Raw genomic sequence first — 25,600 nt, 5'->3', positions numbered from 1 at the left:
TGCGGCGATTCACGCCCGCCCTGAAGAGCGGGATTCTCTCGCCTAATGAAGATAGACCCACCACCGTCGACGCGGTTGAGGATGTCGTCGGCCTGAGCGACGACTTCAACGACCCCCCGCTGTTTCGGCGAGAGGTCCGCGAAAGAGTTGGCCGTACGCCCGGCGAGGCCGCTAACACCTGTACTGTAGTGGGGAACGGTCGGCGACTTCGCGTCTCTGGGCTGGCGCTCTTCGCGAGGATACGCAAGCAGTCGCTCGAGCGTCTCCCGGATGATGCCCGGTTCCCGAGAGCGGTTCAAATCGGCGGCAACGAACGCGCCGCTGGCATCGGGATTGCGGAGGAGTGTGACCGCAGCACGCATCCCCTGTTCCGGCAGGGCCGCCTCGTCGGGGAGGTGCTCACGGAGGTCTGGAGCAATCCAGGAAACGTCGCCCGGTTCAGGCCGGGCGGAGGCGCCGCCTGGATCGTCCCTTTCAGCCGACGGTACCGCCACCACCCCCTTCGGCGTTGGTCAGTGTATTGAATCCAGTGAGCATCATGAGATAGACTTGCATAGTACTCGTTCAGCAGCGGATATAAACGTCAGCCCACGGCAGTGAAACTGAAATTAGCGCCCGGCACCAGGCCGGTCCCTGGAGAACTCAGAGATAGGCTGGGCCTTCGATGATGCTGTTCTTATCTGCGTACCCCTCCCGGACGTACTGCGCAGCCTTGTCAGCGTATTTGATCGGAACCGGGAGCCGTGTCGACCGGGCGGGACTTCCGTAGTGCATCTCGGAGAGCCAGTAGGACTGCTCGGTGAGCGTTGCAATGTCAGTCGGACCGGAATGCTTTCGCATGCCGACCGTCTTCGGCGTCCCGGTCGCCAGCTCCTCGCCACAGTCGGGCATCCCCCAGGAGTGCAATACTGCGCGGTCGCGGTCATCATCGATGAAGGCGACACCCTTGTCGGCGATGCGCCAGCCGTCACCTTTCCAGTGGCCGACGCGGGGCTGGCCGCTCTTGCGAACGCCCACCAGATCCACGTCGACATCCAAAGAGTCCACGCCCTCGCGGATGGCCTCGACATCTTCGGAGATCTTGCCATCACGCATGATGGTCAGGTGGTCGATGCTGTGGTCGTGGTCGGCAGCAAAGTCGAACACCAAATCGCGAACGATGGTGTTCAGGTCCTCAGCACGGAACGTTTCACCGTCCTGGAACGTGGTGAACTCGGCGGCGAACATAGCTCCATCCGGAAGGACCACCGAGGCAGAGGCACCAGCATTCTTACCATTTTTCCGAGAAACATCCAGCCCGAGGAAAGCATCACAGGTCCCTGGGAAGTCGGCCACCATCCACGGCGTCGCGCCGGCTTTCGTCGCGATGGCCGAGAGGATGTTCACGAAGGTGTGTTCCGACGGCGCCGGGCGAGTATCGACGAGGTTCTCGGCCGTTGGTTTCTCCAGCATCTGGGTTGGCATCCCTCGGCGCATGAGTCGCCGCTTCAGCTCCGGGTGCGGGTCGTCGAACAAGTCCGTTTCGTCGGCTTCCTCCTCACGGGGCACCACCGCGACGGCCACGTCGGTGTCTTTTGGGAGTTGGCTGGCTGCCTCGGTGTAGTTGGTAGTGTCACCGGGATCGTAGGTGGCCCCACCCGTGACGTGCGCCGGTGCGCCGATGTCAGACAAGCCCTTCGCGATGACACCGGGAAGCCGGTCGCGAACCTCGTCGTAGGGGCTCGTGGCCGGGGCGATGAGCCGGACACGGTACTCAGGAGTTTTGTAGACGCCGAATTCCGAGAGATCTACCCGGGGCTGACTGCCGCGCTGTCCACCAGCGTACACGAGACGCGGCTCACCACGGAACCGTGCGTCGACGGCTTCGGAACGAACGAGGTATTGAACGTCGGTAGTCGAGACAGCGACCGGGCGAAAGTCGCCGCATTCCGGTACCGTTCGCCCGGTTGCAGGGCTTTCTCGCTGGTAAAGCGGCGGTGGAAGTCGTAGTCGTTCTCCTTAACCTGGTCAAGCGACGCCGTCATCGTCAAGACGTGTGGGAGTTGGTTGCCGTGGAAGCCTCCGTAATCCACTTCAAGAAGGCGGGGATTCTCCTTCTGCAACTGGGCACCGAGCTCCGGGTCTATCTTCTCATCTTCCTCTTGAAGACCGGCGATACTGTCGCCGATATCCTCGACGTGGTCAGTGTAGTGATAATCCGACCAACCCGTGAGGTAGCCCGAACCCTTCTCGTTATACACCTCGGGGTTATGCTGGACGTGTTTCCGGGGGACGGTGCCGCCCGGGGAGTAAATCTCGTCAAGCGTCTCAAGAGGCCGTTGCTCGTGGCTGACTTCAACCTGTAGCAGCGGGACGCCGTCAGCTGTCACGTCAATGGAAGCCGAATAGTTGAGGTGGGCGGCGTAAGCACCGAACTCGGCGACGAACGCTGGCTCACGCTTACGAATATCGTTGAGAAATCTGAAATCGTAGGTTTCGGACGGAATGGCAAAACGGAGGTCGGCCTGGACGAGATCCTCCAGTTGGCCACGGTGTGTCGGGTTCGACGGGTCAAGCCTCCAAGAGTCAGTCTCGACGGGCGTAACGGTTCGATCCTTGACTTCCCGTTCGTGCTGAGGACCTCGTGTCGGTCGTCGTCTCTCGGATCGTTGGACTGCTCGGTTCCACTGTCTTTCTGCGGAGTGTCTCGTGTCATGATTAGCAGTCGCACATGTCGGGTTCGCAGCAGGACAAGTCCTCGAGGAACATGCCTTTCTCACGGTACTCGTCGAGGGGAGTGCGGTCGATGTCGAGTCTGGAGGCGATTTCGTCAGCCACGACAGCGAAGCGCTGTCTGAATGTGTAGATGAAGCAGAACTGCTGGCCGTTGTGCGTGACCTGTGGACCAGCGAGAAACAGGCTGGGAGTGATGGTCGACTCGTCCCGTTTGGTCAACTGGGGCTGGCCATTCTCGAACTCGAAGTGTTCGTCGACGAGGTCGAGTCCGCTCTCGAATCCAGTCGCGAGCACTGGCCGATTCCGTGTCCTAAACGACGCGCCGTCGGTCCCGATTACGTCGAACGTCCCCTCCTCGACGTCGACGCGTTCGACTCGGATTCCGTCTTCGAGGGCGATCGGTGCGTCGTGTTCGAATGCGTCCTGCAACCGCTGGCTCATGTATGGGGAGAGGACCTCGCTCGGGTCCGGTCCCCGGAACTGCCACGGCCCGTCCTCGTCGACGACGACCACTTCGTGACCCAGGTCGGCGAGTGCGAGGGCGGCGTCGATACCGCTCTCGTACCCACCGACGACGATGGGGTCCTCGACGCACTCGTCGGCGAACGCACTCCAGGATTCGAGTCGGGAGTTGTGGTCGCAGTGGTTCGCGCCGGGGAACGGATCGTCGTTCGGTTGCCCGAACTGCCCGGCTGCCCAGATGACGAATCGGCTCTGGATGACGCCAGTAGACGTGTAGAGTATGAATCCGTCGTCGTGTCGTTGTACCGATTCCACCTCGACACCGATTCGGACGGGTAAGTCGTAAAAATCGACGACTCCTTGGAGATATTCGGCGTACTCTCTGCCGGTCGGGTGTTCACGGTCGAGCGCAAATGCGGGCGAGGTGTCAGTGGTGACGGCGTTGAGGTCGCGGCAGCCGAAGCTGTTGCTGGGAAACGATGGCGTGATGAGGCGCATTTCTTCTGGCCACTGTTGGAACGACGCCCCGACTTCGCCTCGCTCGAGGATGGCGTAGGAGTCGAGACCGAGATCCGCGAGGACGGCCCCAACACCGACGCCTGCGGCACCTGCGCCGACGATTGCGACGTCGAGCGACTCGTGGTTACGGGCTTCTTCGGATGTCACTATTAACAATATAAGATAGTAGATAGCCAATTATAAATAATATACGCTCTAGTCTTAATAACAGATGAGTCAAGAGACGATTTCCGTCACCGTGCTGAGCGGCAACCTCGGCGCGGGCAAGACGACCGTGCTGAACAACCTCCTGAACACGCGAACGGACCTGGACGTCGCGGTCCTCGTCAACGACATGGGCGAGGTGAACGTCGACGCCGAGCGCGTCGCCGAACACTCGGACATCTCGGAGGACGACGAGGACCTGATCGAACTGTCGAACGGCTGTATCTGCTGTGAGCTACGCGGCGACCTGCTGGACGCGCTCGCGAAGCTCGCACAAGCCCGCGAGTTCGACTACTTGGTAATCGAATCGACGGGCGTCGCTGAACCGTTGCCGGTCGCCCAGACGCTCACCATGGGATTCGACCAGGGAGACCTCGACCCCACGGAGTTCTACGAGGAGACCGGCATCGAAGTGATGGACTACTACGAACTCGACACGACCGTCACTGTGGTCGACGCCCACCAGTTCTGGACAACGTTCGATTCGAAGGAATCGCTGATGGACGGCGACACCGAGAAAGACCTCGGAAGCCTCTTGATCGAACAGATCGAGTTCTGTGACGTCCTGCTGTTGAACAAGTGCGACCTCGTCGACGAGGAGACGCTCGGCGAGATCGAAGAGATGATCGAAGTGCTGCAACCGCGCGCGAAGATCATCCGAACCGAACACGGCGCGGTCGATCCCGGCGAGATCCTCGACACAGGACGGTTCGACTTCGAAGCGGCGAGCCAGTCCGCGGGGTGGCTACGGGAACTCCAGCAGCCGCACGAGTCCGCCGAAGAGGAACACGGCGTCACGTCGTTCGTCTACACGTCGCGCCGTCCGTTCCACCCCGAGCGGTTCGCCGATCTGCTCGACTCGTTCCCTGCGAACGTCGTCCGCTCGAAGGGTCACTTCTGGCTAGCAGGTCGCGAAGAAATGGCACTCGGATTGAACGTTGCGGGACGGTCGATCCGAGTCGGGTCGGCCGGTGGTTGGATTGCGACGCTGCCGGAGAACGAGCGCGAGAGCTACTTCGAGGCCAATCCGGAGCTCGAAGAGATATGGGACGACAAGTGGGGTGACAGGGGGACCCAGCTCGTGTTCATCGGTACGGACATGGACCACGACGCGCTCCGCGCCGACCTCGATGCGGCCCTGCTAACCGAAGAGGAAATGGACGCCGACTGGACCGCCTTCGACGACCGGTTCCCGACGTGGGACGACGGAGACTCCGCCACACCTGAAGAGGGGACCGAGGAGCCGACCGAGACGACCGACGACGGCGCCGAAGAGGTCGGCCTCGCGGACTGACGATGTCCTCGCCACGATCCCTCTTCCGGACTGTCGTCAACAAGAACGCACCGCACGAGACCCGTAAAGCGGCGATCGGCGAGCTCGCCGAGATAGACGCGACGACACAGCTTCGCGTGATCGTCGTCGCAGACGGCCTCAACGGGTCGTTCCGCCGGAACGCGTTGAACGTGCTTGGTCGATGCCGAGCGACGAGAGAACTCGGTGCGCTGGTCGACGACGCGAGCCTACCGACAGCGCTCCGGGAGCGGGCGGACCAGCTTCGCTAGCGCTCGGTTCGGTTCGTTGGGTTTCGTTTTGAGCTCGGAAGTTAGTTAGTAAGCGGTCCAAGTTAATATTCTAAAGCAGCCAACACAGACCATTTCTTAATAACATTCTTGTATATATGGCTCCGAGTTGATAATGTAATGTCGTACACCTGCTCCAACTGCGATGCACAGTTCCAGAGCGCTGCCGGCGTGACCCAGCACGTTGCGCTTCACCACAACACGTGTGCCGAGTGTAACGAGGAGTTTGAGGAGACCGACGCCCTACGCGACCACATCCACGAGAATCACTGAGCTAGCGGCTCGTCACGAGTTCGCTGGATCTCCACTTCTCTGTCAGGGCCAATCATCGTCGGCTGTTGACACACTCTCAAGCTGCCAGCCTGCGGCCTTTGCAGCCTCCGTCACCGACTGGTAGGCCCAGTCGGGTACCGTCCCTACCACCCCGGCGGTCTCGTCTGTTCCGACGAGCACGTACCGTTCCGTCTCGAAGTGACCGCGGACCGCCGACAGCGCCTCCGCTATCGAACGTGGTCCGGACAGGAACTCTTGGTGGTATCCGGCCTCTCGCACTCGCCGTCGTTCGATGTACGACGGCTCCGAGGAGACGATCCCGACGTGGCTGGTCCAAGTAGTGGCATCTTCAAGGGCACGGGCGGGCCGCGCGAGTCGCTCGAGGGCGCCAAGCGAGACGGCGAGCGTGAGATCGGTCGAAGCCACGTCAAGACCCGCCTCGAGAGCTCATCGGTAGGGGGTCTGTCCGCGCCTGATCTGGTGGGTCGAGAATCCGCTCTGCGGCCCGTCGGGCACCGACAATATTGCGAGCGAAGGGACCGACGCTGGGCTCCGCGAGAGCGCCAGAAACGTACACCGCGGACTCGCTGCTGTCGGTCCGTCTCCACGCGAGGGTTCGATCGTCGAGGACGGGAAATCCCTCGGCCCCGCGTGCGAGCGACAGCGACTCGCTGACGCGGTCGACCAACGGCTGCTCGGGAACCGGTTCGAGTCCGGTCGCGAGGACGACGCGTGCGGCCGTCGCTCTCGTGCCGTCGTCGAAGCGGAGGGACAGACCCTCGTCTGTCGCGTTCGCAGACGTGATTTCGCCTTGCCGGTGTTCAAGCGCACCACCGTCACGCGCTTCGGCCAGTCGTCGTTCGACGTACGGCGGGATCGTGGCGTCGTTGCGGGCGGACCGGATCCGATCGAGACGAGCCTCCGATCCCACCGGGAGCGTGTGGATCTCCTTCCCGATGTGGCGCCAGTTGATCCAGTGGGGGTCGGCCTCGGTCAGTTCGATTTCGAGTTCGTGACGCGACAGGAGAGTCACCACAGTCCGGTCTGCCAGACGGCAGGCGAGATGCCCGGCCGTGATACCGCCTCCGACGACGAACGTTCGCTCCTCGAATGCGCCGGGTGTCGTCGGATCGAACGCTTCGTCCCAGACGTGTGCGAGCGGCGCGTCGTCCGGGAGCGATGTCGTCCACTCTGGGAGCGTCGGCGTCGCACCGAGCCCGACGGCCAAGACGACGTGGTGAGTCTCAATCGCGCCCGCGCCCGTTTTCACCAGATACGTCTCTGTGCCCGCAGACCGGGTAACATCGGTTACCTTCGACCGATGATGACAGCCGGAAAGCTCACGGCGCTCGATAACGTCGCGAGCGTGGTCGAGAAACAGGTCGAGAGTCGGTCGGTCCGGATAGTTCTTCGTCGACACGAGTTCGTTCGCTCGGTGGTGTCCTTCCGCGAACGACTCGAGCGAGAACGATTCGGTGTCGATGTGGTGGACGAACGTCGATCGGAGGGTCTCCATGCCGCACTGATTGGCCTTCTTGGCGAACGAAGCGAGTAACTCCTCGCGCGGGTCGAGGATCCGAATCTCGTCTCGCGTGTACTCACCCTCCGTAATGAGGTGGTTTGCGAGACAGGTGCCGTGAATCCCGCCGCCGACGATCACGTACTCGTAGGGGCGGTCACTGTTCGGTGGGTGATCGGCGGTCGATCTACCGACTGTCACTCTTGTTCTCCTCCATCGGCTTCGAGTTCCGTTCCGGGGTGCTCGGACTGACTACTACTGAACCGTTGGACGGTCGGCAGCCGATGCCGCAACTCCCGGCTACTGAGCGCGAGGGTGTAGACGGCGATCGCCGCGACGACGATCGAGCCGCCGGCCGCGATCCCGTAGACGTACGATAGTGTTACACCGGCTATCGCCGCGAACTCGGCGGCGAGGATCGCCAGCAAGATGGATTGCTTGAAGCTCTCGGCGACTTGCGCCGCAGCGGCGACCGGAACGACGAGCATCGCTGCGACGAGGATAACGCCCATGATCTGCATCGCGCTGACGACGACCAGCGCCGTGAGCACGACCATGAGACGCTTGTAGAGGCGAACGTTCAGTCGCGCCGCGCGGGCGGCCGTCGCGTCGAATGTGACGTACAAGAGTGGCCGATAGGCCAGCGTGACGAGGCTACCGACGAGGACACTCATTAACACGAGGATACCGACGCTCTCCGTCGAGACAGTCGCCAAACTGCCGAACAAGTAGGCGTCGATACCGACCGCGATGCCGCCGTCGGTGGCAGTGATGAGGATACTACCGACGGCGAATCCTCCCGTCAGAACAATCGCCAGTGATGTGTCGCTGTACGCTCCGGCGTGTTCGACGAGCAACTCCACGAGCAGCGCCGTGACGACTGCGACCACGAATGCGGTGAACAGCGGCGACAGCGTGAGCGAGAAGGCCGAATTGAGGAACAACCCGACGGCGACGCCGGCGAAGGCTGTGTGTGCGAGCGTATCGCTGATCATCGCCATCTCTCGATGGACGAGGAACGTCCCGACGACCGGCCCAATGAGAGCGATACACAACGCAGCGAGGTAGGCACGTTGCATATACGGGTATTCGAGCATCGGCATGCCGAGCAGGTCGGCCAACACGTCCATTCCGGGACCAAAGACGTAGTTGAGGAACCACTCGATAGGGGCGAAGACGTTGACAGCAAAAAGCGGAGTCGCTATCACGTTGTCGAGTGGAACACTCTCTCCGAGGCGACGTAGTGTGAACATCATTCGTGGTCGTGCTGGAGGATGTGTTGGTCTTTCCCATAGGCCTGCGAGAGAGCATCAGTCTCGACGAACTCCTCCGGGTCGCCGTCGAAGAACAACTGACGGTCGAGACAGGCGACGTCCGTCGCGTGTGTGGTAACGACACCGATGTCGTGCTCGATCAGGATGACGGTCAGCCCGGTCGCGTTCAAGTCATGGATGAGGCCGTAAAACTCCTCTCTGGATTCGGCATCCACGCCGACCGTCGGTTCGTCGAGCGCGAGCAGATCGGCCTCTGAGGCGAGCGCACGGGCGATGAACACCCGTTGGCGTTGACCACCGGACAGTCGACCGACCCGGCGAGACGCGAGGTCTGTAATTCCCACCTGTTCCAGCGCGTCTTCGATCGCTTGCCGGTCCGCTGCCGAGAATCGACCGAAAAGCCGCCGCGGGTACCGCCCCATCTCGACAACCTCTCGAACCGTGATCGGCATATCGCGCGCCGCCTTCGTCGCGTCCTGTGCGACGTATCCGATCCGTTCACCGGCGTCGAACTTGTGGGCAGGTTCGCCGAACAGCGACACCGTGCCTTCGTCTGGTCGACGAAGTCCGAGCATCAAGTCAAGCAGCGTGCTCTTGCCGCTTCCGTTCGGCCCGACTAGTCCGACAAAGGAGCCGGGGTCGACGTCGATCGACACCGACTCGAGAACTGGGACCTCTCCGTAGCCAAACGTGACGTCGTCGACGCTGATGAGAGGGTCCCCCGACTGTTGCCGCTTCGTCGTTGCTGTCGTCATCGGTAGTCGTCGAGGCCGACGAACGAGTTCCCGTACGCCGTAATCCAGGTTGTTGTCCGATACGGAACAGCCACGTCCGGCGGATAAATCGTACAGACGGGTCTCTCCGCAGGACCGACGACCAATGCCATCAGTCCCGAACTAGGGCTCTTGGATGGCCCGGGCTCGGCGTTTCCGTCCCACTCCGGTCCCGTGTCGCCAGACGTGGTGTCGCTCATTCTGCGTCGAGGGCCTGCTTCAGGGTCTCGAGATTGATGTTTTCCATGATCTCAATGTAGCCCCAGCCCTCATCGGCCCACTCCTGGGTCTGTCCGGGAATCGGCGTCAGCGGGAGGACTTCGGTGGCGTCGGTCTCTGCGACGAGCTGGTTCGCCGCTATCTGGGATTCGAGCGGGTCAGCACAGACGTACTGGAGGTCGTGTTCGGCAATGATCTCCTGGGCCCGCTCGATGCCTTTCGGCGTCGGCTGGTCGTCCGGTGACAGTCCCGTCAGCGTCTGTACTTCGAATCCGTAGCGCTGGCCGAGATACTGGAAGGCGTTGTGACCAGCGACGAACACGACGTCTTTCGAGGCGCCCTCAAGCGCGGACTGGAACGACTCGTCGAGTTCGTCCAGACGATTACGGTACGACTCGGCGTTCTCGGCGTAGGCACTGGCATTGTCGCTGTCGACGTCGACGAACCCGCTCCGGATGTTGTCGACCGCCTGCTTCGCTCGCTCCGGGTCTAGCCAGAAGTGCGGGTCCGTTCCGCCGGAGTGGTCGTGGTTGTGTCCCTCCTCGCCTTCCTGTTCGTTTTCTCCCTCGTGCTCGCCTTCGTGTTCCTCTCCACTCTCATGGTCGTGTTCACCTTCGTGCTCGCCATCGCCCTCGTGTCCGTGTTCGCCGGCAGTCTCGGTCACTTCGGGTTCGATGGCCGACTCACTGCCGTTGGTGAGCGTCGCGTCGAACTCCGCGGGAGCGTGCTGGGCGAAGAGTACGTAGTGGCCCTCCGTTTCGATATCGAGGGAGAACGTCGTCTCGCCGGAATCCGCGAACTGGAGGTGGTAGAGTGACTCACTGGACGGCGTGAGTGTCTCTCCGCCTTCTACCGGTGTGTGCGTGTCGTGGTCGCCGTAGAGGGTGGTTGCGGTCTCCTCGACGTGGTGAATGCCGTGGTCGCCGCCCTCTTCGGTTGCGATAACGGCTAGCTGCATCTTCGGATCAGGGCCCTCGTGGAACGTGTACGTGTAGGTGCCAGCTTCGAGGTGGTAGAGACCAGCCCACTCCCACGGGGCCGATTCGCCGTGGTGCTCCTCGTGGTCTCCCTCTTCGTGTTCATCGTGGCCGTGTTCTCCTTCGCCGTCGTGGCCTTCCTCGTGTTCCCCCTCGTGGTCTTCTTCGTGACCGTGGTCGTGTCCGCCTTCGATGAGGTCGATACCAGCACCGGCAGCGACGATGTCGACATCGGCGTCGTCGTCACGGAGACTCGTCACGAGGTCGTCAGCCCAAGGCTGGAATCCCTCCATCCCGTAGAGGAAGAGATCCGATTCGAGGATCGTTCCCTGTATTTTGGAGCCAGGCTCCCACCCGTGGCCGTGTTGGCCGATCGGGACGAGCGTCTCTGCGGTCGCAGTGTCGCCTGCAACCTGACTGGCCAAGTCCCCGAATACGAAGAACGAAGACTGGGCTTCCGGCCCGGCTCCACCTGAATCATTAGAGCTGGCGTCGTTCGAGAGACAGCCAGCGAGGGAGCCGATGGTGGTGAATCCGATTCCAGTTGCGACGAGTCGTCGTCGGGTGTATCGAGGCATCTGTTGTTAACACTGGCAGACTAGATAATAAGAGCTATGATTTTGTGCGATAAAGTTAATAATAACCCCCTAAGTGAGATGGGGACTTACTAACCGTTGCCGGGATAACTAACGTAGGCTCTGGAATTGCTAATCGTTGCTACCTCAGATTCCGTATTACATAAGCCCGAGAAGCGTGCTAACAGGCATTTAGTAGCTGTGGCACCCAGATACGGTTGCAATGTGCCACTGCTTCAGCGAGTTGACCGAGATGAGTGACGAACAGCGAGCGGAGGTTCTCGAAGAGCACTCGATGGAAGAACTCCGCGCGGAATACTCCACCAAAGAACTAGAAACCCTCGGCGTCATCGCCTGAGGCCACTTCACGTTGGTCCTACCCGGACGACCGACAGCGTCCGCCCATCACGCAGACCCGGTCGCCTCCCGTTTCTCTGCGTACGCGAGCGTGTAGTAGTCTCGATCAGTTACCTTACCGGGATCGTTCGTAACGAGGGCCTCTTCCGTATCCATGAAGAGTCGCCGTCCGAACGTCACCTCGTACCCTGCTTCAGTCATCTTTTCGTAGGTCGTCGGTGCGTCAGTCACTTTGAACAGGATCAACCGATTCGGACCGATCGGTGCTTCTCCGTCGGTCGCCTCGCGTAGCGTCAGTTCAGCGCCAGCGTCGATGTCGACCCCGAGGACCGAAGCGAACGCCGTCACACTGCTGACACCGGGGACGACTTCGATGTCGACGCTGGGATGCTGCTCGCGAAGCGTCCGACGCAGGTGCCCGAACGTCGAGTAGATACATGGGTCGCCGAGCGTGACGAACGCCGCGTCGGCGTCTCGCGCTTTCGGCGCGACCTCCGCGGCCGCCGTCTCCCACGCTGCCTGGAGTTCTTCGGGATCGGTCGTCATCGGGAACTCGAGGCCACTCAGTTTCGATTCGGAAACGTACTCGGCTGCGACGCGCCGTGACAGTTGTCCTGGTGAGTAGACGATGTCGACCGATTCGAGTCGTCGTTTGCCGCGAACCGTGAGCAGGTCCGCCGAACCCGGTCCCAGCCCGATTCCGTAGAGCGTCATCGGTTACGTGCCCTCCTCGTGGCTCTCGATACCGTCCTGAACCACTTTCTCCGCGAGCACAGCACACGGGACGCGCATCGGCGTCAGCTCGATTCCCAAGAGATCGAGGGCGTCCTCACGGTCGAGGTCACGAACCTCCGAGAGCGTCATTCCTGGGAGTTCTTCGGCGAGCAGGCTCGCACTCGCAATGCTAATCGCACAGCCTTCTCCAGTAAACGTGACCTCTTCGATCGTCTCACCGTCCTCGGCGAGTCTGAGATCAAACGTGAGTTCGTCGCCACAGGAGGTATTCTCGCCAGTGTGCGAGAAGGTAACCGGCGAGAGGCGGCCCCACCTTCGAGGGTTACGGTAGTGATCCAGGATTACCTCCTGATACATTTTAGAACCCTGCATCTATTCGACCTTGTGTCGGGTTGCAAGCCCGGCGAGATGCGGGGCTTCCTCCGCGATAATCTCCGCCGTGGCGAGCTCGACGGAATTCACACTTCCCGGTAGGACGAACACTGGTACGTCGCGGGCGATGCCTGCTGTCGCACGGGTCGAGACGATACGCGTTCGTACCTCCTCCCACGAGAGCCATCTGAACGCCTCGCCGAAGCCCGGCAGTTCGCGGTCGAAGAGCTCGCGCACCGCGTCCGGAGTGACGTCGTCGACGGTGACGCCCGTCCCGCCCGTGGTGACGACGAGGTCGACGTCCGGCCGATCCAGACACTCGCTCACTGTGGTCTTGATCCGGACGTAGTCGTCCGGAACCATCCGGCGTGACGTGACGACGTGGCCCGCTTCGACGAGGATACTCGCAATGGCGTCGCCACTGGGGTCGGGTGGCGTCTTTTCGACGTCGTCTCCGCGGGACGAGGACACGGTTACGATGGCCACGCCCAGCGGGTCGATACAGTCGTGGCCGTCGGCATCAGTCGTCCGTCGGTCCGCTGCTGGAGGAAGTTCGCGGTCATTCCGGATCACGATAGGTCACCTACCACGAGGCGTTGTTCCATCGGGGGCTGCGACCACTCCATCGTCCCCGGGAACGGATTCTCGAACGCCTCCCAGTCGTCTTCCATCCCGGTCTCCGAAACGAGGCAGTCGTCGAGCGTATCGGCGATGCTGGATTCGTCCATCCCAGCCCCGATGAAGACGAGTTTCACTTCGCGGTCACCCCACTGTTCGTCCCAGTGGAGGTCCGACCGCGATTCGCGGTAGGACTCGCGCTGGAACTCGGGGAGTGTGATTGCCCACCGCCCGTTGACCTCGACGTGGGTCTGTGTTCCCGCCTGGCTCAGGTCGAGGGCGTAGCGCTCGCGCCCAGCGACCCACAGGTGGCCCTTGGCTCTGACGACGGAATCGGGGAACGAACGGAGCCACTCGCTGAAGCGTTCGGGATGGAACGGCCGGTGGCGCTCGTAGACGAAAGAGTCGACACCGAATTCCTCTGGTGGGTGACGATGGTCGTGCGCTTCGTCGTGGCTATGGTCGTGGTCGTCGCCATGTTCGTGACTGTGGTCGTCCGCCTCCGTCTGGCTCTCGTGGTGGTCGTCTGAATCGACGTCTGTGCCGTCTCCGTGGTCGGCCGAGAGTGCCTGTTTCCACCGGGCGGAGTCACTCGCCTCGTCTTGATCGAACCGACCCGTTCCGAGAACTCGTTCCGGGTCGACGGTGCTTTCGGTCGTTCGGACGACGTCAACCCCGGGATGGAGTGTTCGGACGACGCGTTCGACCGCTTCGCGCTCTGTCTCGGAAACGAGATCGCACTTGTTGAGGACGAGTACGTCGCAGAACTCGACTTGCTCGGCGAGGAGGTCCGACAGCGGTCGGGCGTCGTCGTCTGTCGACTTGAGTGGGCGGCCATCGACGAACGCCTGATGGAACTGTGCAGCGTCGACCACCGTGACGGTCGTATCGAGATCGTACAGTGCCGAGGCACGTGCGGGCGAGACGAACCGCTGGGCGATGGGGACTGGATCGCTGATACCCGAGGCTTCGATGACCAGATAGTCGAACTCCTCGTCGAACGCGAGGCGTCTCAGTTCCTGATCAAGTTCGTTCTGCAGCCCACAGCAGATACAGCCGTTCGAGAGCTCCGTGACACCGCCGTCTTCCATCGAGAGTTCGGAGCCATTCTCGATGAGGTCGGCGTCGACATTCACCTCGCCGACGTCGTTGACGAGAACGGCGACATCGTACTCCTCGCCCCCGATGGTAAGGAGGTGGTTGAGCAGGGTCGTCTTTCCGGCTCCGAGTCCGCCACTGAGGATCGTGACCGGGGGTTGCTCGTCGACGGCCATCAGTCGTCAGCCAGTGCAAGTTCGCGCTGTTCGTCGGCGGTGAACGGATCCGGATACTCGTTCCAGTCCTCCTCCATTTCTGCGTCTGAGAGGACACAGTCTTCCAGTCGCTCGATTAGTGTCTCCTGATCGAATTCGCGGCCGATGAACACGAGTCCTGATCCGCGGTCGCCCCACTGGTCGTCCCAGTCCTCTTTGATGCCGGGGCGGGCGGCGAAGTAGCGCTCCTGTTGGGCCTTTGGGAGCGTGGCGATCCACGTCCCTTTCGGACCGGCCCGGACCGACTGGCCTGCTTTGTCGAGCCCCATCGCGATGTCTTCGCGACCGGCGGACCAGAAAAAGCCTTTTGCGCGAACGATACCGTCGGGAAGATCGGCAAAGAGACGAGCGATCCGCTCGGGATGGAACGGTCGGTCGGCGTCGAAGACGAAGGACGTGACGCCGTGTTCATCGGCGGCTGACTCGTGGTGATGTCCGTGCTGGAGTTCACGCTTCCACCCGGCGGACTGGCTTGCTTCCTCGAAGTCGAATCGACCCGTGTTCAGGATCTCCTCGGGATCGACGGCGCCGTGTTCGGTCCGGATGATCTTCGCTCGCGGCTGTAGCGTCTTCAAGACGGCCTCCATCTCCTCGAGTTCGTCATCCGGGACGAGGTCGCACTTGTTCAACAGGAGAACGTCGCAGAACTCGATCTGGTCCATGAGGGCTTCTTCGGGGACACGATTGCCCTGCGGCTCCATTTCATCGTCAGTGAGCACCTCTCCGGAGTCGAAACCCTGCCAGAAGCTGTGGGCGTCGACGACACTGACCATCGTGTCGAGTTCGTAGACGCCCGTAGGGTCGAACTCCGCGTCCTCGAATCCGCGGGCGAACGTCTGGGCGACCGGAATCGGTTCGCTGATTCCAGACGATTCCACGAGGAGGTATTCGAAGTCTCGCTCTTCGGCCAATCGTCCCACTTCGTCGAGCATGTCGCCACGGAGCCGACAGCAGATACACCCGTTCGACATCTCGATGATCTCGTCGTCGTTCTGGGTGAGATCCGACTCGCGTTCGACGAGGTCGGCGTCGACATTCACTTCACCCATATCGTTGACTAAGATGGCAGCGTTCAGTTCCTGCTCGCTACTGAGAATGTGGTTGAGCGTCGTCGTCTTGCCGGCACCGAGGCTTCCGCTGAGAATTGTCACCGGGATCGGGTCGTTGTTGAACGGCATACGCGAGTTATGAATCTACTATACTAAAATACTAATTATTACGGTGTAGACTCCACAGTCATAACAGATACTAATAACTCAGAATAGAATTTTAGCATATGAGCGTCGTTAGCATCTCGATGCCCGAAGCGTTACTCGAACGCATCGACGAGTTCGCCGACGAACACGGGTACAGTGGCCGAAGCGAGGTCGTCCGCGAAGGCACACGGTCGCTACTCGAAGAGTTTCAGGGGCAAAATATCGACGGACAGAAGCAGATGTGTACAGTATCGGTGGTCTTCGAGTACTGTCAACCCGCCGTCCAGCAGCGTCTCACGGGAGTACGCCACGAATACGATGCTATCGTCTCCGCGACTACGCATGCACACGTCCAGGACCAGTACTGTATGGAGTTGTTCGTCCTTGAGGGGACCACGGAGGCCCTATCCGACTTCGTCAACACCGTCCGGGCAGTGCCGGATGTCCGGGCAGTAGATTACTCGCTCACCTCACTCGGCGAAGATTCCATTGAACAGCGCATCGAGTCGTGATTCGGTGTTGAAATTCTCAGAAATTGAAAGAACCCGTCTGCTGAATACGGAGTATGTATGCAGCACGTCCCGTTGACGCTATCTCTGCTTAGGCCAGTCGGGTTCGTCGTTTCCCTCGCTACGTGGTCGGAAGGACAACAGCGTTCGCGGGTCGACGCCCTACGGCCCAGCGTTTCGCGGGCACGTACTCATGCCCAGGACGGAGTAGACTGGACAGGAGCGAGTCGCTGCCGTTCCAAGCATGATGAGCGCGACGACACCGAGCACCGGTGAGGCAAGAGCTGGCGCGGCGAGCTGCCCGGCGAGGACCGCCAGGGAAAGCACTCCGGCGACTGCACCGACTGTTGTCCGCACTGATTTATCAGTGGCTCCGACATTGATATCCATACTGTGCAGTCGCGCTACTGTATATTAATAATACCTCGGTTGTGTGTCATACTCGCAAGATCCGTTCGGGTGCGTAACCACCGCCGGCCTACGTGACCGATACGCGCTATGCACTCAGCACCCTCGTTGTAAAATGTCCTCAATCCAGGATCTCAACAGGGTCAGCCGTGAGCACAATTCAGTGCTCAGCGAGGAGCATCAGTTTGACCCGACTCACCGCATCGAAATCGCGCAAGCGATACGTGAGGTCCCGGACACGCGGTGCCGGTCCGCTGCAGAAGAGTGTCTCGAGACACCATTCTCCTTCATGTATATGATTCGTGGTCGTGATGACGTCCTGAAACTGATGTTGTACGTCGTGAATCTCTTCGATGACCGCTTCGTGTTCGTAATCGAAAGCGATGATAACGACGACGTCGCCTTCGATATCCTCCAGTCTGGTGTGTCCCTCGATATACTCCTGCATCGCTTCGCGGACGCCACGCGAACGCGAATCTAATCCCTCTGCCTGCCACGTTTCATCGAACTCGGAGAGGAGGTCGTCGGGGATGTTGAAGCTCGTGCGCATGATTTTGTTCTCTATTTTATCACTGATCTATCTTCGAGTATCACAGTACTCCCGAGTCGTAGGATATCGATCACGTAGGCTCCGACCACCCGACTGAGTCTCACCAAGAAGTCGTAAGAGATGTCGAAGAAGGCGGTCAGTCATGTCTGTGTCCGTCTGTGGAGGGTTTCGGTGCGGTATTTGAATTCCCAGCCTCTGTCAGGAGCGACACGAGGTCCGATTCGGTCACCGGCTGTGCCGTCGCCCCCAGCTCCGCGTCACGAGCCACACGAACCGCGCTCGGTGGGTGAAGGTTCGCGTCCGCCAACAGGGCGTCGTCGTAGAACACCTCTCGGGGCGTTCCGCCTCCGATGATGTTGCCCTCGGCCATCACGCAGACGCGGTCCGCGACTTCGGCGGCGAATTCGAGGTCGTGCGTCGACAGGACGACGCTGATACCGTCCTCGTGAATCTGCTCGATCCGTTCCGCGACCAGCTGGGATCGGTCGGGATCAAGCCCTGCGAGTGGTTCGTCGAGCACGACCACACTCGGTTCGAGGACGAGCACACCGGCGAGGCCAGCGAGCCGTTTCTCCCCGCCGCTCAGGTAGTGTGGGATTCGGTCTTCAAGATGGCTCGCGTCGACAGTCGCCAGTGCTTCACGAGCGCGTTCCCTCGCTTCGTCTCCGGGGACCCCGTAGTTCTGAAGGCCGAACATCACGTCGTCGAGGACTGTGGGCGCGACAAGTTGCGTATCGGCGTCTTGGAAGACGAAGCCGACCTCTTTTCGCGCGTGTGGCTTGTTGTCCTCGGTAATCGAGGTGCCGTCGACGACGAGCTCGCCATCATCGGGAATGAGGGTCGCATTCAGATGTTCGAGGAGCGTCGACTTTCCGGCGCCGTTGCCGCCGACGAGGGCCACGACCTCATCGGAATACACGGAGAAGTCGACCTCGTGCATACCAACCGTCCCGTCCGGGTACGTGTGGGCTTCACACTGTAAATCGACCAGGGGCCGCCGGTCTTCAGAATGATTCGTACTCATACTGGAACCACCTCGTAGACGCCGACCAGGGCGTAGGCGACGACGCCGGCGTAGCAAGCGGCGATAACGATGAGCTCACGAGCGGGCGGTCGCGGGACGTCCCCGTACAGCGTGATGTCGCCGTTGTAGCCACGGGCTTCCATCGACTTGACGAGTCGTTCTGACTGCTCAATCGCCGACAGCATCGTCATGCCGAGGATTCTCGCGTACAGCCGTTTGTTCGACCAGAACTCCGAGAAGTTCGCACCCCGAGAGAGCGCGGCTTTCACGAGGTCCTCAAGCGTCTCGATCATGACGAACGTGAACCGATAGGTGAGCAGCGCGATCTGGTCGATCGGCCGTGGGAGCAACCGCCCGAGCATGTACGCCACGTCGGTGTATTTAGTCGTCATCGACGCCGTCAGGGCGAAGGTGACCACCGTGAGTGATCGACAGCTGAGCTCCCCGAAGAGCACGAGCCCTGCCCACGTGACAGAAAGTTCACCAAGCGGTGTCGAGAGCGCGCCACCGATCGGCGTCCCCGGTTCGAGGAACGCCAGCGGCCCGGCGACCGAGACGATGAACAGCATCGGGAGCGTGTACCACCCAGCGAGTCGTCGGTATGGCAGTCCCGCGAGTCCATAGACCACCAGTACGGCTCCGTATAGTCCGGCCAAGAGCGCAAGGCGGTCGAACACCGTGACGGCGAGGACGAGTGCACCGACGACACCGACCTTCGTCCATGGATTGACGCGGTGTAACGGCCCGTCTCGCCGTTCGGCGAACGCCGTGATGAGCCGCGGATCGGGAACGTGGTTCGAGAGTGTCGTCACGATTACCGGGCCGAGCGTTGTCCGCCCTCGAAGCCGCCGTACCGGTCGACGTAGACGTACATCCCGATACCGAGGACAACCAGCACGAGGACGATCGCGCCGAATTCGAGCATCAGTCCGCCCTTCCGAATGGGGCCGGCGACCACGATACCGCGGCCGAAGTCGACGAGCGAACCGCCACCCTCCTGCACACCGCGCTGGAGTGCCTGTGCGGAGCGTTTGGCCCACGGCAGGGCACCGCCGGTTGCGGTGAAGCCCCAGTACCCAGCGGCGAGAAAGGCAACGAAGAGGCCAGCAAGACCACCGTACTGCTTCCAGCGCTGCATCAGGCCGTCACCCCGGTCGGCTCCTCCTGGGTGTCACGGTCGGCGAGGCCGACGAGATCGGGGCGGACAGAGGCGAGGAACTGAACGATGAAGCCCGTCAGGAGTCCCTCAATGACGGCGACGCCGAGGTTGAGGCCAACGAGCCCAGCGACGGCAATCGTCAGATCACCACGGGGGAGCGCGCTTCCGTTCACGCCGCTGACGACGATGATCGCTCCCATCAGGAACGCGCCCGCCGAGAGGCCGAGCGTCGCGGCACTGGCGCTTGCGGGGAAGACGTCCCAGTCCATCCCCATCAGCGTCTTGAACGCGTAGTAGGCGACGATAGCTTCGCTCGCGTTGACGAGCGTGTTCGCGCCGATCAGGCCGACTGCACCGTGGCCCAGCGCTGCCGAGAAGATGTTCACCACCAGCGCGATCAGCGAGCCCAGCAGTGGGCCGGCCAAGATACCGACCAACCCGGTGAGGTTCATGTGGATACCGCCCCACACGGGAATGTTCAGCTGGAAGACCGCGAAACTCGCGGCAGCACCGATTCCAGCGAGTGCGATCTGATGCGTTTTGATACCACCCTTCCGGACCCGGTAGACGACTGCGGCGACGAGTATCACGCCGACCGTCGTCCACAGAACGAGTGCCCATACCGGGAACGTCCCTTCACCGAGGTGAATGTGTGCCATCTCTGTTTGGCAATTTTAGCTGCGATCATAATAAAGTTGCTGTATTCGGCTGTTCCAGATAATAATTATAGGGTGGGCTGGTGCTGTGTCTTGTTAGACGAGGGTGTTGATTTCCGTCGGTGGAAGTGACTTCGATCCTACTCCTCGACGGGCTGTGCGTTCATAACGTCGACGGGCAGGACCGTGTATTCGACCGAAACTGACTCGTCTGCTCCTCGAACGGTTCCGATGAATCGCAGGACGTCGTCGTACGCGGCTTCGATGACGAACGTCTCGACACAACCGGCGTTGCCTTCGAGGCAGTTGTGAGAGTTCGACCGGATTGACGCTTCGAATTCGTGGCGGATATCCATCATCCGGCGTTCGATCTCCGGCTCGTCGTATTCGAAGACAGCCGTAACTGTCGCCAATACCCGCCGATCCTCGTCGTCTGTCTCTTGGTATTCTTCGAGTAGCGACTGGCACGCTTCGCGGATGACCTCACTTCGTCCGGTGTAACCGTGTTCTTCCGCAAACGTATCGAGATCGTCCCGGAGTCGCTCCGTCATCGAGGAGCTCACGATGGGCATATATTAAAAATTGTCTCGAAGATAATAGAGATACCGGTCTAATAAATTACTATTAATAATCTTGCTGTAAGAGCGTATCAGTGGCTAGTGTCGACAGGACTTCCGAGCGCATCCCTAATTCGCGCGACGTGGTCCACGAAGTCACGAGAGGTCCGTTCACGTGGGCGCTCTAAGTCAATAGAGAACGTCGACTGCACGGTTCCCGGATCGGCATCCATGACGACCACGCGATCAGCGAGGGTCACTGCCTCGTCGATGTCGTGGGTGACGAACACGACGGTCTGTCCGGTTTGCGTCCAGATATCGAGCAATTCGGCATGCAAGCGGTCGCGCGTCCGAGCGTCGACACTCCCGAACGGTTCGTCCATCAAGATGATCTCCGGATCGGGGGCGAGTGCGCGAGCGATACCGACGCGCTGTTTCATGCCGCCCGACAGCTCCTTCGGGTACGCGTCCTCGAAGCCGTCGAGCCCTACCAGGTCGATCAACTCCCGGACCCGTCCCTCGCAGTCGGGACAGTCACAGGCGGGCCGGTCAAGGCCAAACCGGATATTTCCGCGGACGGTTCGCCACGGGAACAGCGCGTACTCCTGAAAGACCATTCCCCTGTCCAGCCCAGGACCGGTAACCGGGTCTCCACCGACCAGTATCGACCCACCATCGGGATCGTCGAGCCCGGCGATCGCTCGCAACAGCGTCGTCTTCCCACACCCCGAGGGACCGACGACACAGCAAAACTCGCCCTCCGGCACCGAGAACGAGACGTCATCGAGCGCCTGCGTCGACTCGTACGAGCGGCTGACGTTCTGGATAGTGATCTTCTCACGTGCGTCTCGACCGACGGACGAGTCCGAACTCAGCGCCATGCGAGGACCCTCCGTTCGAGTAGCCGGAACCCAACGTCCATACAGAGGAACGCCAGGCTGATCAGGAACATATAGGCGACGCTGGTCGCCATCGCGAGGTTGTTCGAGGCGTTGATGATCTCGTACCGACGCCTGGTACGCCGAACAGCTCGGCACCGACGACGATCATCCAGCAGCGACCGATGCTCGTCCGGAACCCCGTCAGCACTTGGGGTGCCGCACTCGGGAGCGCGACGAGTTTCAGCATCGAGAGATCGCGCTCGACGCCGAGCGTCGATGCGGCATCGGTCAGGTCGGTCGAAACGCCCTCCACGCCGCCGTAGGCACCGTAGAAGTTGATCCAGAACGCGCCGACGAAGACGATGAAGGCCGCGCCGGTGTGGTGGATGCCAAACCAGACGATCGCGAAGACGATCCACGCCAGCGGTGGAATCGGTCGCAGCACCCGGACGAGCGGCCGGAGCCAGTCGTCGAGTACCCCGTTCCAGCCCATCGCCAGTCCGAGTCCGATCCCACAGCCCGCACCGAGGAGGAGGCCGGGAACGTAGTGGAACAGCGTCTGTGCGAGGTGTGCGAGTCCAGTCGGGAGTACCAGACTCGACCCCAGAACGGGGGCCACGATCGTCGTCGAGGTCGCAAACAGCTCTATAAACGCGTACACTGACTCGAGGGGACCCGGCACCAGATACGACGGCTGGGTCGTCATCGCGCCAACCCACCAGACGAGCAGAAACACGACGAGACCGCCGAGGCCGCGAAGATACCGCTGCAGGTTCCCCTCGAAGGTTTCGGCCGTCAGCGCGTTCGAACTGGTGTCGGTCTGCGTGCTCATTACTGTATTGCGTCGTAGGGGTCGAACGCGAACAGGTCCTCGGTCGCGACTGGCTCCTCGATGTTGCCGACGTTGGCGACGAACTCTCCCATCGTCGCGGCCTGATCGGTGATCGCGTGGGGATCCGAGATGAACTCCGACGCCTTCGAATCCACGGCGGCCGTCGCGAGGTCTTCACTCACGCCGGAGCCGATGACCGAGGCAGCGTGGCTGGCGGCGGCATCCGGGGAGTTCTCCGTGAACTCGGTCGCCGCGACGTGCTGTTCGACGAGCGATTGGGCGACCTCATCGTCGTCGAGCACTCGCTGGTTCGCGAACAGCACCGTGACGGGGTGGTTGTCCAGGATGTTCCCGGACCAGGCGAGTTCCTCGAACCCGTCCTCCTGACCGATTATCGTCGCGAACGGTTCCTGGATGATCGTCGCGTCGATGTCGCCCGACTGGATGGTCTGGACCGCCTTCGCCGGCGGTACCTTGGACTTGTTGATGGTGGAGTCCATCTCACCGACGTCGAGGTCCTCCTGAATCCAGTACCGGAGAACGATGTCGGGGACGCTCCCGTCCGGCGGTGCTCCAAACCGGACCTTCCGCCCGTGCTCTTCTTCGAAGCGCTCGAACGTGGCAGCCCCTTCCTGTTCGTAGAGATCGACGAGTTCGGTCGTCCCCATGATCTTGAAGCCATTTCTCGAGTTCGCCGCGAGGATACCGGCGTTGGTCCCTTTGTCAACGAGGACCATTGCAGGAGTGTTCCCGAAAAGCGCAACGTCGACGTCCCCACTCGCGAACGCCTTGACAACACTGGGGCCGGAGCTGAACCGCTCTATTGTGACCTCTGTCGGAACGTCCTCGTAGTAACCCTCTTGCTCCATCACGTAGTGTTGCATGTTCGGGTAAATCGGGACGTACGCGACCGTGACGGAATCGAGTGATGCACCTCCCTGACCGAGACAGCCAGCAATTCCCGTCGCAGCAATCGTGGTTGCGCCTGCCTTCTGGAGTAGTCTTCGGCGCGAGATTTGAACCATCAGTGTTGCTAACTCTAGAAGCAGTTCTAATAATACCTGTGATTCTAGTAAAAGTAGTTAATACTGGTAGAGGGTAGAGTTCGTAGATATTGCTAGAGCCAGCGTGAATTCAGCGAGAATCCCGCGAGCGACCGCAGGGAGCGAGTGGGATGTCGGCGAGTCCGCTGACTGGAGCGAGTGGAACGAGCGGAAGGAAGTGGGCTCGCCGGAAGGGGCAGAACAGTATCAGTTCATATCGGCCAGCGGGCCGAAGTCGTCGACGGGTAGCACTGAGTAGTCGATTGTGAGCGTGTCCTGCGTCGCTCGGATCTTCCCGACGAACGTCGAGATCTCTTCGAGTGACCCTTCGAGTACGAACAGTTCCATGCAATGATGGCCGCCAACGTGGCTATGGAAGTTCGAAGCGACGATGTCCTCGTGCTCGTGACGGAGGTGCATCATCTTCTCCTCGACGCTCGTCGTTTCGTAATCGAAGACCACCGTGACGACACCCATCAAGTCTCGATCTTCGAGTTTCGTATCCTCGAACTCACCGAGGAGGTTCCGACTCGCCTCACGAAGTACTTCACTGCGACCAGTATAGCCGTGATCGTCCGCGAACTGGTCGATTCGATTAAGCAACTCCTCCGGCATCGAGACGCTGACCACACTCATATAACAATACAGACCGCACAAAATATTAAGGATTATCATTTTCAGCTGCGGTATTAGAGTGATCAGGCATATGTCTTCTCACGATAGTGGCGGCACTCTAAGAGACGGTGAGTTGCTTCGAAACTGCGGAGGGTTGCTGAAACGAATATCAGGGTTAGCGGAAGCTTGTGACGCATCTTGTTGGAGCGGAGAAGGCAGAAGGCACGCATCAAATCCAGCCTCCGAGATTGTGGAAGTTGAGACTATACCGGGTTTCGCGGGGCTGTGATGTGTGGTTTCGACCGAATCCGCTAGCCGAAACTGCTTCAGATCGCGTTCTAAACGGGCGTTCTTATTGGATGAGGAATCTATTGGGAGTGTTTCTGAGACCGCGGGTAGTGTAGCCACTCAGACGCCGCGCTACCACCGGCAGAGATTCTCCCTACCCGATTCCGGTTTCCTTCTTCAACAGCGTCAGCGTGTTGTCGGCTGTTACGATCGGAGAATGTTCGTACTCGCCAGTCAACTCAACCTGCACCAACAAATCGACTGCTCGCCAAATCGAGTACAGCAGACACGCAAACGCGAAATAAAAGAATCGAAGGCCGAAATTCTTCGACGTCGTGGCGGCCATGAATCGCTTTATCGATCTGTAGCCACTCTCGATTTCCCACCTGTAGCCGTACTCGGTGAGGTGGCCACTGGCCCCATTCGTCATGAACACCGAGTACTGCCGATAATCGTCGTGCTCAGAGTTCTCTTTGCGTCGGTAGATCAGCGTCGTCTCGTGCCACTCGTTCTTGTCAAGATGGAGTTCGCGGTCGGTCTCGTACCGGTCTTGATCGCGCTGGAGCAATCGTTTTGCCTGGGCTTTCTCGCTCGTCTGCATCCGCTTCGGCACGACGTAGGAGAGCCCACGTCGGCTGACCATCTCCAGAACGTGTTGGGAAATCCACTGTCACGGCGCTCCTGTAATTCGTTGAGCGTCTCGTTGAGTCCCTCGTACTCCGATTTGAGTTCTTTCCGTTCTCGCAACGCTTGGACGCGTGAATCCCCGTCTCCTGTGTTGATTTTCTCACTCAGCTCGTTGACTTTTGACGACAGGTTCGAGTGTTCTTCCTGTAGCTCCTGGAGACGCTGTTGTTGCATCTGACGGTACTCTTCAGCTTCTAAATCTGCCGCACGCGAGGCTTCTCGATGAATGTCGTTGAGCTGCCCCTGTACGCTTTCCAGCAACAGTTCCCGGGGCGGGCCTCTCCCAGTTCCTCGCGGCGATCGTCGACGCTCTGGTGGACGCTGATGTCGTGCTGCTCGCAGAGCGCTCGCTCAACCGCGAAGGTCATCTCGTCGAAATCGACCGCCGTGATATCGATGTCTTCCGGTGAGGGCGTCTCATCAGCCACGTCGATGTCTCGCGACCAGGTATCAGCCGAAATGTCGCTGGTCGGGAGCCGCCACTCGTCGCCCTCGGGCTCTTCACGCAGGTACTGCGCGAACTTCTTACACTGATTGAGCGCGATGTTTTTTATTGCGGAATCAGCCAGCAGCGCGATGGCGAGTTGATCGATGCGGGCCTCGTCAGCCTGGGGTCCTCAGTCGAACGCATCAAGCGTGTAGCACAGGACGGGGGTGACCTCCTCCCCGTGGTAAACGACGGGGCTTCCCACAAGCCGAAGCCCGCTGG

30 protein-coding genes and 2 pseudogenes are annotated in these 25,600 nt (G+C 60.7%); 5 read left to right on the top strand and 27 right to left on the bottom strand.

The features are described from left to right. The coding region (locus DP107_RS20345) for a hypothetical protein (protein ID WP_185977394.1) at positions 1-524 on the top strand (524 nt) is incomplete at its 5' end. 118 nt (positions 525-642) lie between these two features. Here DP107_RS20345 and DP107_RS18285 read toward each other — a convergent pair. The 3 genes from DP107_RS18285 to DP107_RS18270 form a co-directional block, all read right to left on the bottom strand. Beyond that, a complete protein-coding gene (locus DP107_RS18285; RefSeq protein WP_144263535.1) occupies positions 643-1,827 on the bottom strand; it encodes a Piwi domain-containing protein in 1,185 nt (394 codons plus the stop codon). Further along, a complete protein-coding gene (locus DP107_RS18280) occupies positions 1,788-2,369 on the bottom strand; it encodes a hypothetical protein (protein ID WP_144263534.1) in 582 nt (193 codons plus the stop codon). The genes DP107_RS18285 and DP107_RS18280 overlap by 40 nt, the downstream gene beginning before the upstream one ends. Positions 2,370-2,697: 328 nt before the next feature. Then, the gene (locus DP107_RS18270) at positions 2,698-3,843 is read right to left on the bottom strand and encodes an NAD(P)/FAD-dependent oxidoreductase (protein ID WP_144263536.1); all 1,146 of its coding nucleotides are present in this window, start codon (positions 3,841-3,843) and stop codon (positions 2,698-2,700) included. Positions 3,844-3,907: 64 nt separating this feature from the next. Between DP107_RS18270 and DP107_RS18265 the strand changes: the two genes are divergently transcribed. The 3 genes from DP107_RS18265 (at position 3,908) to DP107_RS20340 (ending at position 5,754) form a co-directional block, all read left to right on the top strand. Beyond that, entirely contained in the window at positions 3,908-5,194 is a 1,287-nt protein-coding gene (locus DP107_RS18265; RefSeq protein WP_144263533.1) for a GTP-binding protein, read from the top strand. A gap of 2 nt (positions 5,195-5,196) precedes the next feature. Then, positions 5,197-5,463 carry a hypothetical protein gene (locus tag DP107_RS18260; protein WP_144263532.1) on the top strand — a complete coding sequence of 89 codons (267 nt, stop codon included), beginning with the start codon at positions 5,197-5,199 and terminating at the stop codon, positions 5,461-5,463. 138 nt (positions 5,464-5,601) lie between these two features. Further along, positions 5,602-5,754, top strand: a complete 153-nt coding sequence (locus tag DP107_RS20340) for a C2H2-type zinc finger protein (RefSeq protein ID WP_008847116.1) — start codon at positions 5,602-5,604, stop codon at positions 5,752-5,754. 42 nt (positions 5,755-5,796) lie between these two features. Here the strand turns inward: DP107_RS20340 and DP107_RS18255 are convergent, their stop codons facing one another. The 11 genes from DP107_RS18255 to DP107_RS18205 all read right to left on the bottom strand — a co-directional run bounded on the left by DP107_RS18255 (position 5,797) and on the right by DP107_RS18205 (position 15,664). Further along, positions 5,797-6,180: a DUF7124 domain-containing protein gene (locus DP107_RS18255; protein WP_144263531.1), complete on the bottom strand. Its 384-nt coding sequence runs from the start codon at positions 6,178-6,180 to the stop codon at positions 5,797-5,799. 1 nt (position 6,181) lies between these two features. Then, positions 6,182-7,474 (bottom strand): FAD/NAD(P)-binding protein, encoded by a 1,293-nt coding sequence (locus tag DP107_RS18250; protein ID WP_144263530.1) that lies wholly within the window; start codon positions 7,472-7,474, stop codon positions 6,182-6,184. Continuing rightward, positions 7,471-8,529, bottom strand: coding sequence for a metal ABC transporter permease (locus tag DP107_RS18245; RefSeq protein ID WP_144263529.1), 1,059 nt, complete (start codon positions 8,527-8,529; stop codon positions 7,471-7,473). Before DP107_RS18245 ends, DP107_RS18250 begins: the two co-directional genes overlap by 4 nt. Beyond that, positions 8,526-9,302, bottom strand: coding sequence for a metal ABC transporter ATP-binding protein (locus DP107_RS18240; RefSeq protein ID WP_144263528.1), 777 nt, complete (start codon positions 9,300-9,302; stop codon positions 8,526-8,528). The genes DP107_RS18245 and DP107_RS18240 overlap by 4 nt, the downstream gene beginning before the upstream one ends. Continuing rightward, positions 9,299-9,520 (bottom strand): DUF7511 domain-containing protein, encoded by a 222-nt coding sequence (locus tag DP107_RS18235; RefSeq protein WP_144263527.1) that lies wholly within the window; start codon positions 9,518-9,520, stop codon positions 9,299-9,301. The genes DP107_RS18240 and DP107_RS18235 overlap by 4 nt, the downstream gene beginning before the upstream one ends. Continuing rightward, positions 9,517-11,094 (bottom strand): metal ABC transporter substrate-binding protein, encoded by a 1,578-nt coding sequence (locus DP107_RS18230; protein WP_144263526.1) that lies wholly within the window; start codon positions 11,092-11,094, stop codon positions 9,517-9,519. The genes DP107_RS18235 and DP107_RS18230 overlap by 4 nt, the downstream gene beginning before the upstream one ends. Positions 11,095-11,496: 402 nt before the next feature. Continuing rightward, positions 11,497-12,162, bottom strand: a complete 666-nt coding sequence (locus DP107_RS18225; protein WP_144263525.1) for a cobalt-factor II C(20)-methyltransferase — start codon at positions 12,160-12,162, stop codon at positions 11,497-11,499. Positions 12,163-12,165: 3 nt separating this feature from the next. Further along, the gene (locus tag DP107_RS18220; protein ID WP_144263524.1) at positions 12,166-12,555 is read right to left on the bottom strand and encodes an iron-sulfur cluster assembly scaffold protein; all 390 of its coding nucleotides are present in this window, start codon (positions 12,553-12,555) and stop codon (positions 12,166-12,168) included. Further along, positions 12,556-13,128: a MogA/MoaB family molybdenum cofactor biosynthesis protein gene (locus DP107_RS18215; RefSeq protein WP_144263523.1), complete on the bottom strand. Its 573-nt coding sequence runs from the start codon at positions 13,126-13,128 to the stop codon at positions 12,556-12,558. Next, positions 13,125-14,447, bottom strand: a complete 1,323-nt coding sequence (locus DP107_RS18210; RefSeq protein WP_144263522.1) for a GTP-binding protein — start codon at positions 14,445-14,447, stop codon at positions 13,125-13,127. Before DP107_RS18210 ends, DP107_RS18215 begins: the two co-directional genes overlap by 4 nt. Next, positions 14,447-15,664 (bottom strand): GTP-binding protein, encoded by a 1,218-nt coding sequence (locus DP107_RS18205; protein WP_144263521.1) that lies wholly within the window; start codon positions 15,662-15,664, stop codon positions 14,447-14,449. Before DP107_RS18205 ends, DP107_RS18210 begins: the two co-directional genes overlap by 1 nt. A 98-nt stretch (positions 15,665-15,762) precedes the next feature. Here DP107_RS18205 and nikR point away from each other — a divergent pair, with 98 nt between their 5' ends. Then, the gene (gene nikR, locus DP107_RS18200) at positions 15,763-16,194 is read left to right on the top strand and encodes a nickel-responsive transcriptional regulator NikR (RefSeq protein ID WP_144263520.1); all 432 of its coding nucleotides are present in this window, start codon (positions 15,763-15,765) and stop codon (positions 16,192-16,194) included. Between the two features lie 159 nt (positions 16,195-16,353). Here the strand turns inward: nikR and DP107_RS21580 are convergent, their stop codons facing one another. From DP107_RS21580 to DP107_RS20945, 13 genes and pseudogenes are all read right to left on the bottom strand, one after another. Continuing rightward, positions 16,354-16,581 (bottom strand): YgaP family membrane protein, encoded by a 228-nt coding sequence (locus DP107_RS21580; RefSeq protein ID WP_144263519.1) that lies wholly within the window; start codon positions 16,579-16,581, stop codon positions 16,354-16,356. A gap of 178 nt (positions 16,582-16,759) precedes the next feature. After that, positions 16,760-17,149, bottom strand: a complete 390-nt coding sequence (locus DP107_RS18190) for a CopG family ribbon-helix-helix protein (protein ID WP_144263518.1) — start codon at positions 17,147-17,149, stop codon at positions 16,760-16,762. Between the two features lie 136 nt (positions 17,150-17,285). Continuing rightward, positions 17,286-18,089, bottom strand: coding sequence for an energy-coupling factor ABC transporter ATP-binding protein (locus DP107_RS18185; protein WP_238330947.1), 804 nt, complete (start codon positions 18,087-18,089; stop codon positions 17,286-17,288). A gap of 80 nt (positions 18,090-18,169) precedes the next feature. Then, the gene (locus DP107_RS18180; protein WP_144263516.1) at positions 18,170-18,985 is read right to left on the bottom strand and encodes an energy-coupling factor transporter transmembrane component T family protein; all 816 of its coding nucleotides are present in this window, start codon (positions 18,983-18,985) and stop codon (positions 18,170-18,172) included. Between the two features lie 2 nt (positions 18,986-18,987). Continuing rightward, positions 18,988-19,311: a cobalamin transport operon protein gene (locus DP107_RS18175; RefSeq protein ID WP_144263515.1), complete on the bottom strand. Its 324-nt coding sequence runs from the start codon at positions 19,309-19,311 to the stop codon at positions 18,988-18,990. After that, positions 19,311-19,991, bottom strand: coding sequence for an energy-coupling factor ABC transporter permease (locus DP107_RS18170; RefSeq protein ID WP_144263514.1), 681 nt, complete (start codon positions 19,989-19,991; stop codon positions 19,311-19,313). The genes DP107_RS18175 and DP107_RS18170 overlap by 1 nt, the downstream gene beginning before the upstream one ends. A gap of 137 nt (positions 19,992-20,128) precedes the next feature. Continuing rightward, a complete protein-coding gene (locus DP107_RS18165) occupies positions 20,129-20,539 on the bottom strand; it encodes a CopG family ribbon-helix-helix protein (protein ID WP_144263513.1) in 411 nt (136 codons plus the stop codon). A gap of 98 nt (positions 20,540-20,637) precedes the next feature. Continuing rightward, a complete protein-coding gene (locus tag DP107_RS18160) occupies positions 20,638-21,426 on the bottom strand; it encodes an ABC transporter ATP-binding protein (RefSeq protein ID WP_144263512.1) in 789 nt (262 codons plus the stop codon). Then, positions 21,417-22,258: pseudogene (locus DP107_RS18155) on the bottom strand (ABC transporter permease). Before DP107_RS18155 ends, DP107_RS18160 begins: the two are co-directional and overlap by 10 nt. Beyond that, positions 22,258-23,283, bottom strand: a complete 1,026-nt coding sequence (locus tag DP107_RS18150; protein ID WP_144263511.1) for an ABC transporter substrate-binding protein — start codon at positions 23,281-23,283, stop codon at positions 22,258-22,260. The pseudogene DP107_RS18155 and the gene DP107_RS18150 overlap by 1 nt, the downstream one beginning before the upstream one ends. Before the next feature lie 225 nt (positions 23,284-23,508). Then, positions 23,509-23,937 carry a CopG family ribbon-helix-helix protein gene (locus tag DP107_RS18145; protein ID WP_144263510.1) on the bottom strand — a complete coding sequence of 143 codons (429 nt, stop codon included), beginning with the start codon at positions 23,935-23,937 and terminating at the stop codon, positions 23,509-23,511. 421 nt (positions 23,938-24,358) lie between these two features. Beyond that, a pseudogene (locus DP107_RS18140) lies at positions 24,359-24,865 on the bottom strand (transposase); the annotation flags it as partial. Between the two features lie 220 nt (positions 24,866-25,085). Beyond that, positions 25,086-25,319, bottom strand: coding sequence for a hypothetical protein (locus DP107_RS20945; RefSeq protein WP_238330946.1), 234 nt, complete (start codon positions 25,317-25,319; stop codon positions 25,086-25,088). Positions 25,320-25,600 lie beyond the last annotated feature (281 nt).

Origin of the sequence: Haloglomus irregulare (assembly GCF_007421925.1) — an archaeon.
GTDB lineage: Archaea > Halobacteriota > Halobacteria > Halobacteriales > Haloarculaceae > Haloglomus > Haloglomus irregulare.
Note: the sequence above shows the minus strand (reverse complement) of the source record. Positions and strands in the feature narration are given on the sequence as shown.

Excerpts from the sequence above, each read along its gene's own strand:
- DP107_RS18185 (WP_238330947.1), bottom strand. The coding sequence starts at position 18,089 with ATGCACGAGGTCGACTTCTCCGTGTATTCCGATGAGGTCGTGGCCCTC.
- DP107_RS18260 (WP_144263532.1), top strand. The coding sequence starts at position 5,197 with ATGTCCTCGCCACGATCCCTCTTCCGGACTGTCGTCAACAAGAACGCA.
- DP107_RS18190 (WP_144263518.1), bottom strand. The coding sequence starts at position 17,149 with ATGCGCACGAGCTTCAACATCCCCGACGACCTCCTCTCCGAGTTCGAT.
- nikR (WP_144263520.1), top strand. The coding sequence starts at position 15,763 with ATGAGCGTCGTTAGCATCTCGATGCCCGAAGCGTTACTCGAACGCATC.
- DP107_RS18230 (WP_144263526.1), bottom strand. The coding sequence starts at position 11,094 with ATGCCTCGATACACCCGACGACGACTCGTCGCAACTGGAATCGGATTC.
- DP107_RS18210 (WP_144263522.1), bottom strand. The coding sequence starts at position 14,447 with ATGGCCGTCGACGAGCAACCCCCGGTCACGATCCTCAGTGGCGGACTC.
- DP107_RS18205 (WP_144263521.1), bottom strand. The coding sequence starts at position 15,664 with ATGCCGTTCAACAACGACCCGATCCCGGTGACAATTCTCAGCGGAAGC.
- DP107_RS18240 (WP_144263528.1), bottom strand. The coding sequence starts at position 9,302 with ATGACGACAGCAACGACGAAGCGGCAACAGTCGGGGGACCCTCTCATC.
- DP107_RS18220 (WP_144263524.1), bottom strand. The coding sequence starts at position 12,555 with ATGCAGGGTTCTAAAATGTATCAGGAGGTAATCCTGGATCACTACCGT.
- DP107_RS18265 (WP_144263533.1), top strand. The coding sequence starts at position 3,908 with ATGAGTCAAGAGACGATTTCCGTCACCGTGCTGAGCGGCAACCTCGGC.
- DP107_RS18150 (WP_144263511.1), bottom strand. The coding sequence starts at position 23,283 with ATGGTTCAAATCTCGCGCCGAAGACTACTCCAGAAGGCAGGCGCAACC.
- DP107_RS18235 (WP_144263527.1), bottom strand. The coding sequence starts at position 9,520 with ATGAGCGACACCACGTCTGGCGACACGGGACCGGAGTGGGACGGAAAC.
- DP107_RS18165 (WP_144263513.1), bottom strand. The coding sequence starts at position 20,539 with ATGACGGAGCGACTCCGGGACGATCTCGATACGTTTGCGGAAGAACAC.
- DP107_RS18160 (WP_144263512.1), bottom strand. The coding sequence starts at position 21,426 with ATGGCGCTGAGTTCGGACTCGTCCGTCGGTCGAGACGCACGTGAGAAG.
- DP107_RS18245 (WP_144263529.1), bottom strand. The coding sequence starts at position 8,529 with ATGATGTTCACACTACGTCGCCTCGGAGAGAGTGTTCCACTCGACAAC.
- DP107_RS18170 (WP_144263514.1), bottom strand. The coding sequence starts at position 19,991 with ATGGCACACATTCACCTCGGTGAAGGGACGTTCCCGGTATGGGCACTC.
- DP107_RS21580 (WP_144263519.1), bottom strand. The coding sequence starts at position 16,581 with ATGGATATCAATGTCGGAGCCACTGATAAATCAGTGCGGACAACAGTC.
- DP107_RS18175 (WP_144263515.1), bottom strand. The coding sequence starts at position 19,311 with ATGCAGCGCTGGAAGCAGTACGGTGGTCTTGCTGGCCTCTTCGTTGCC.
- DP107_RS18145 (WP_144263510.1), bottom strand. The coding sequence starts at position 23,937 with ATGAGTGTGGTCAGCGTCTCGATGCCGGAGGAGTTGCTTAATCGAATC.
- DP107_RS18225 (WP_144263525.1), bottom strand. The coding sequence starts at position 12,162 with ATGACGCTCTACGGAATCGGGCTGGGACCGGGTTCGGCGGACCTGCTC.
- DP107_RS20340 (WP_008847116.1), top strand. The coding sequence starts at position 5,602 with ATGTCGTACACCTGCTCCAACTGCGATGCACAGTTCCAGAGCGCTGCC.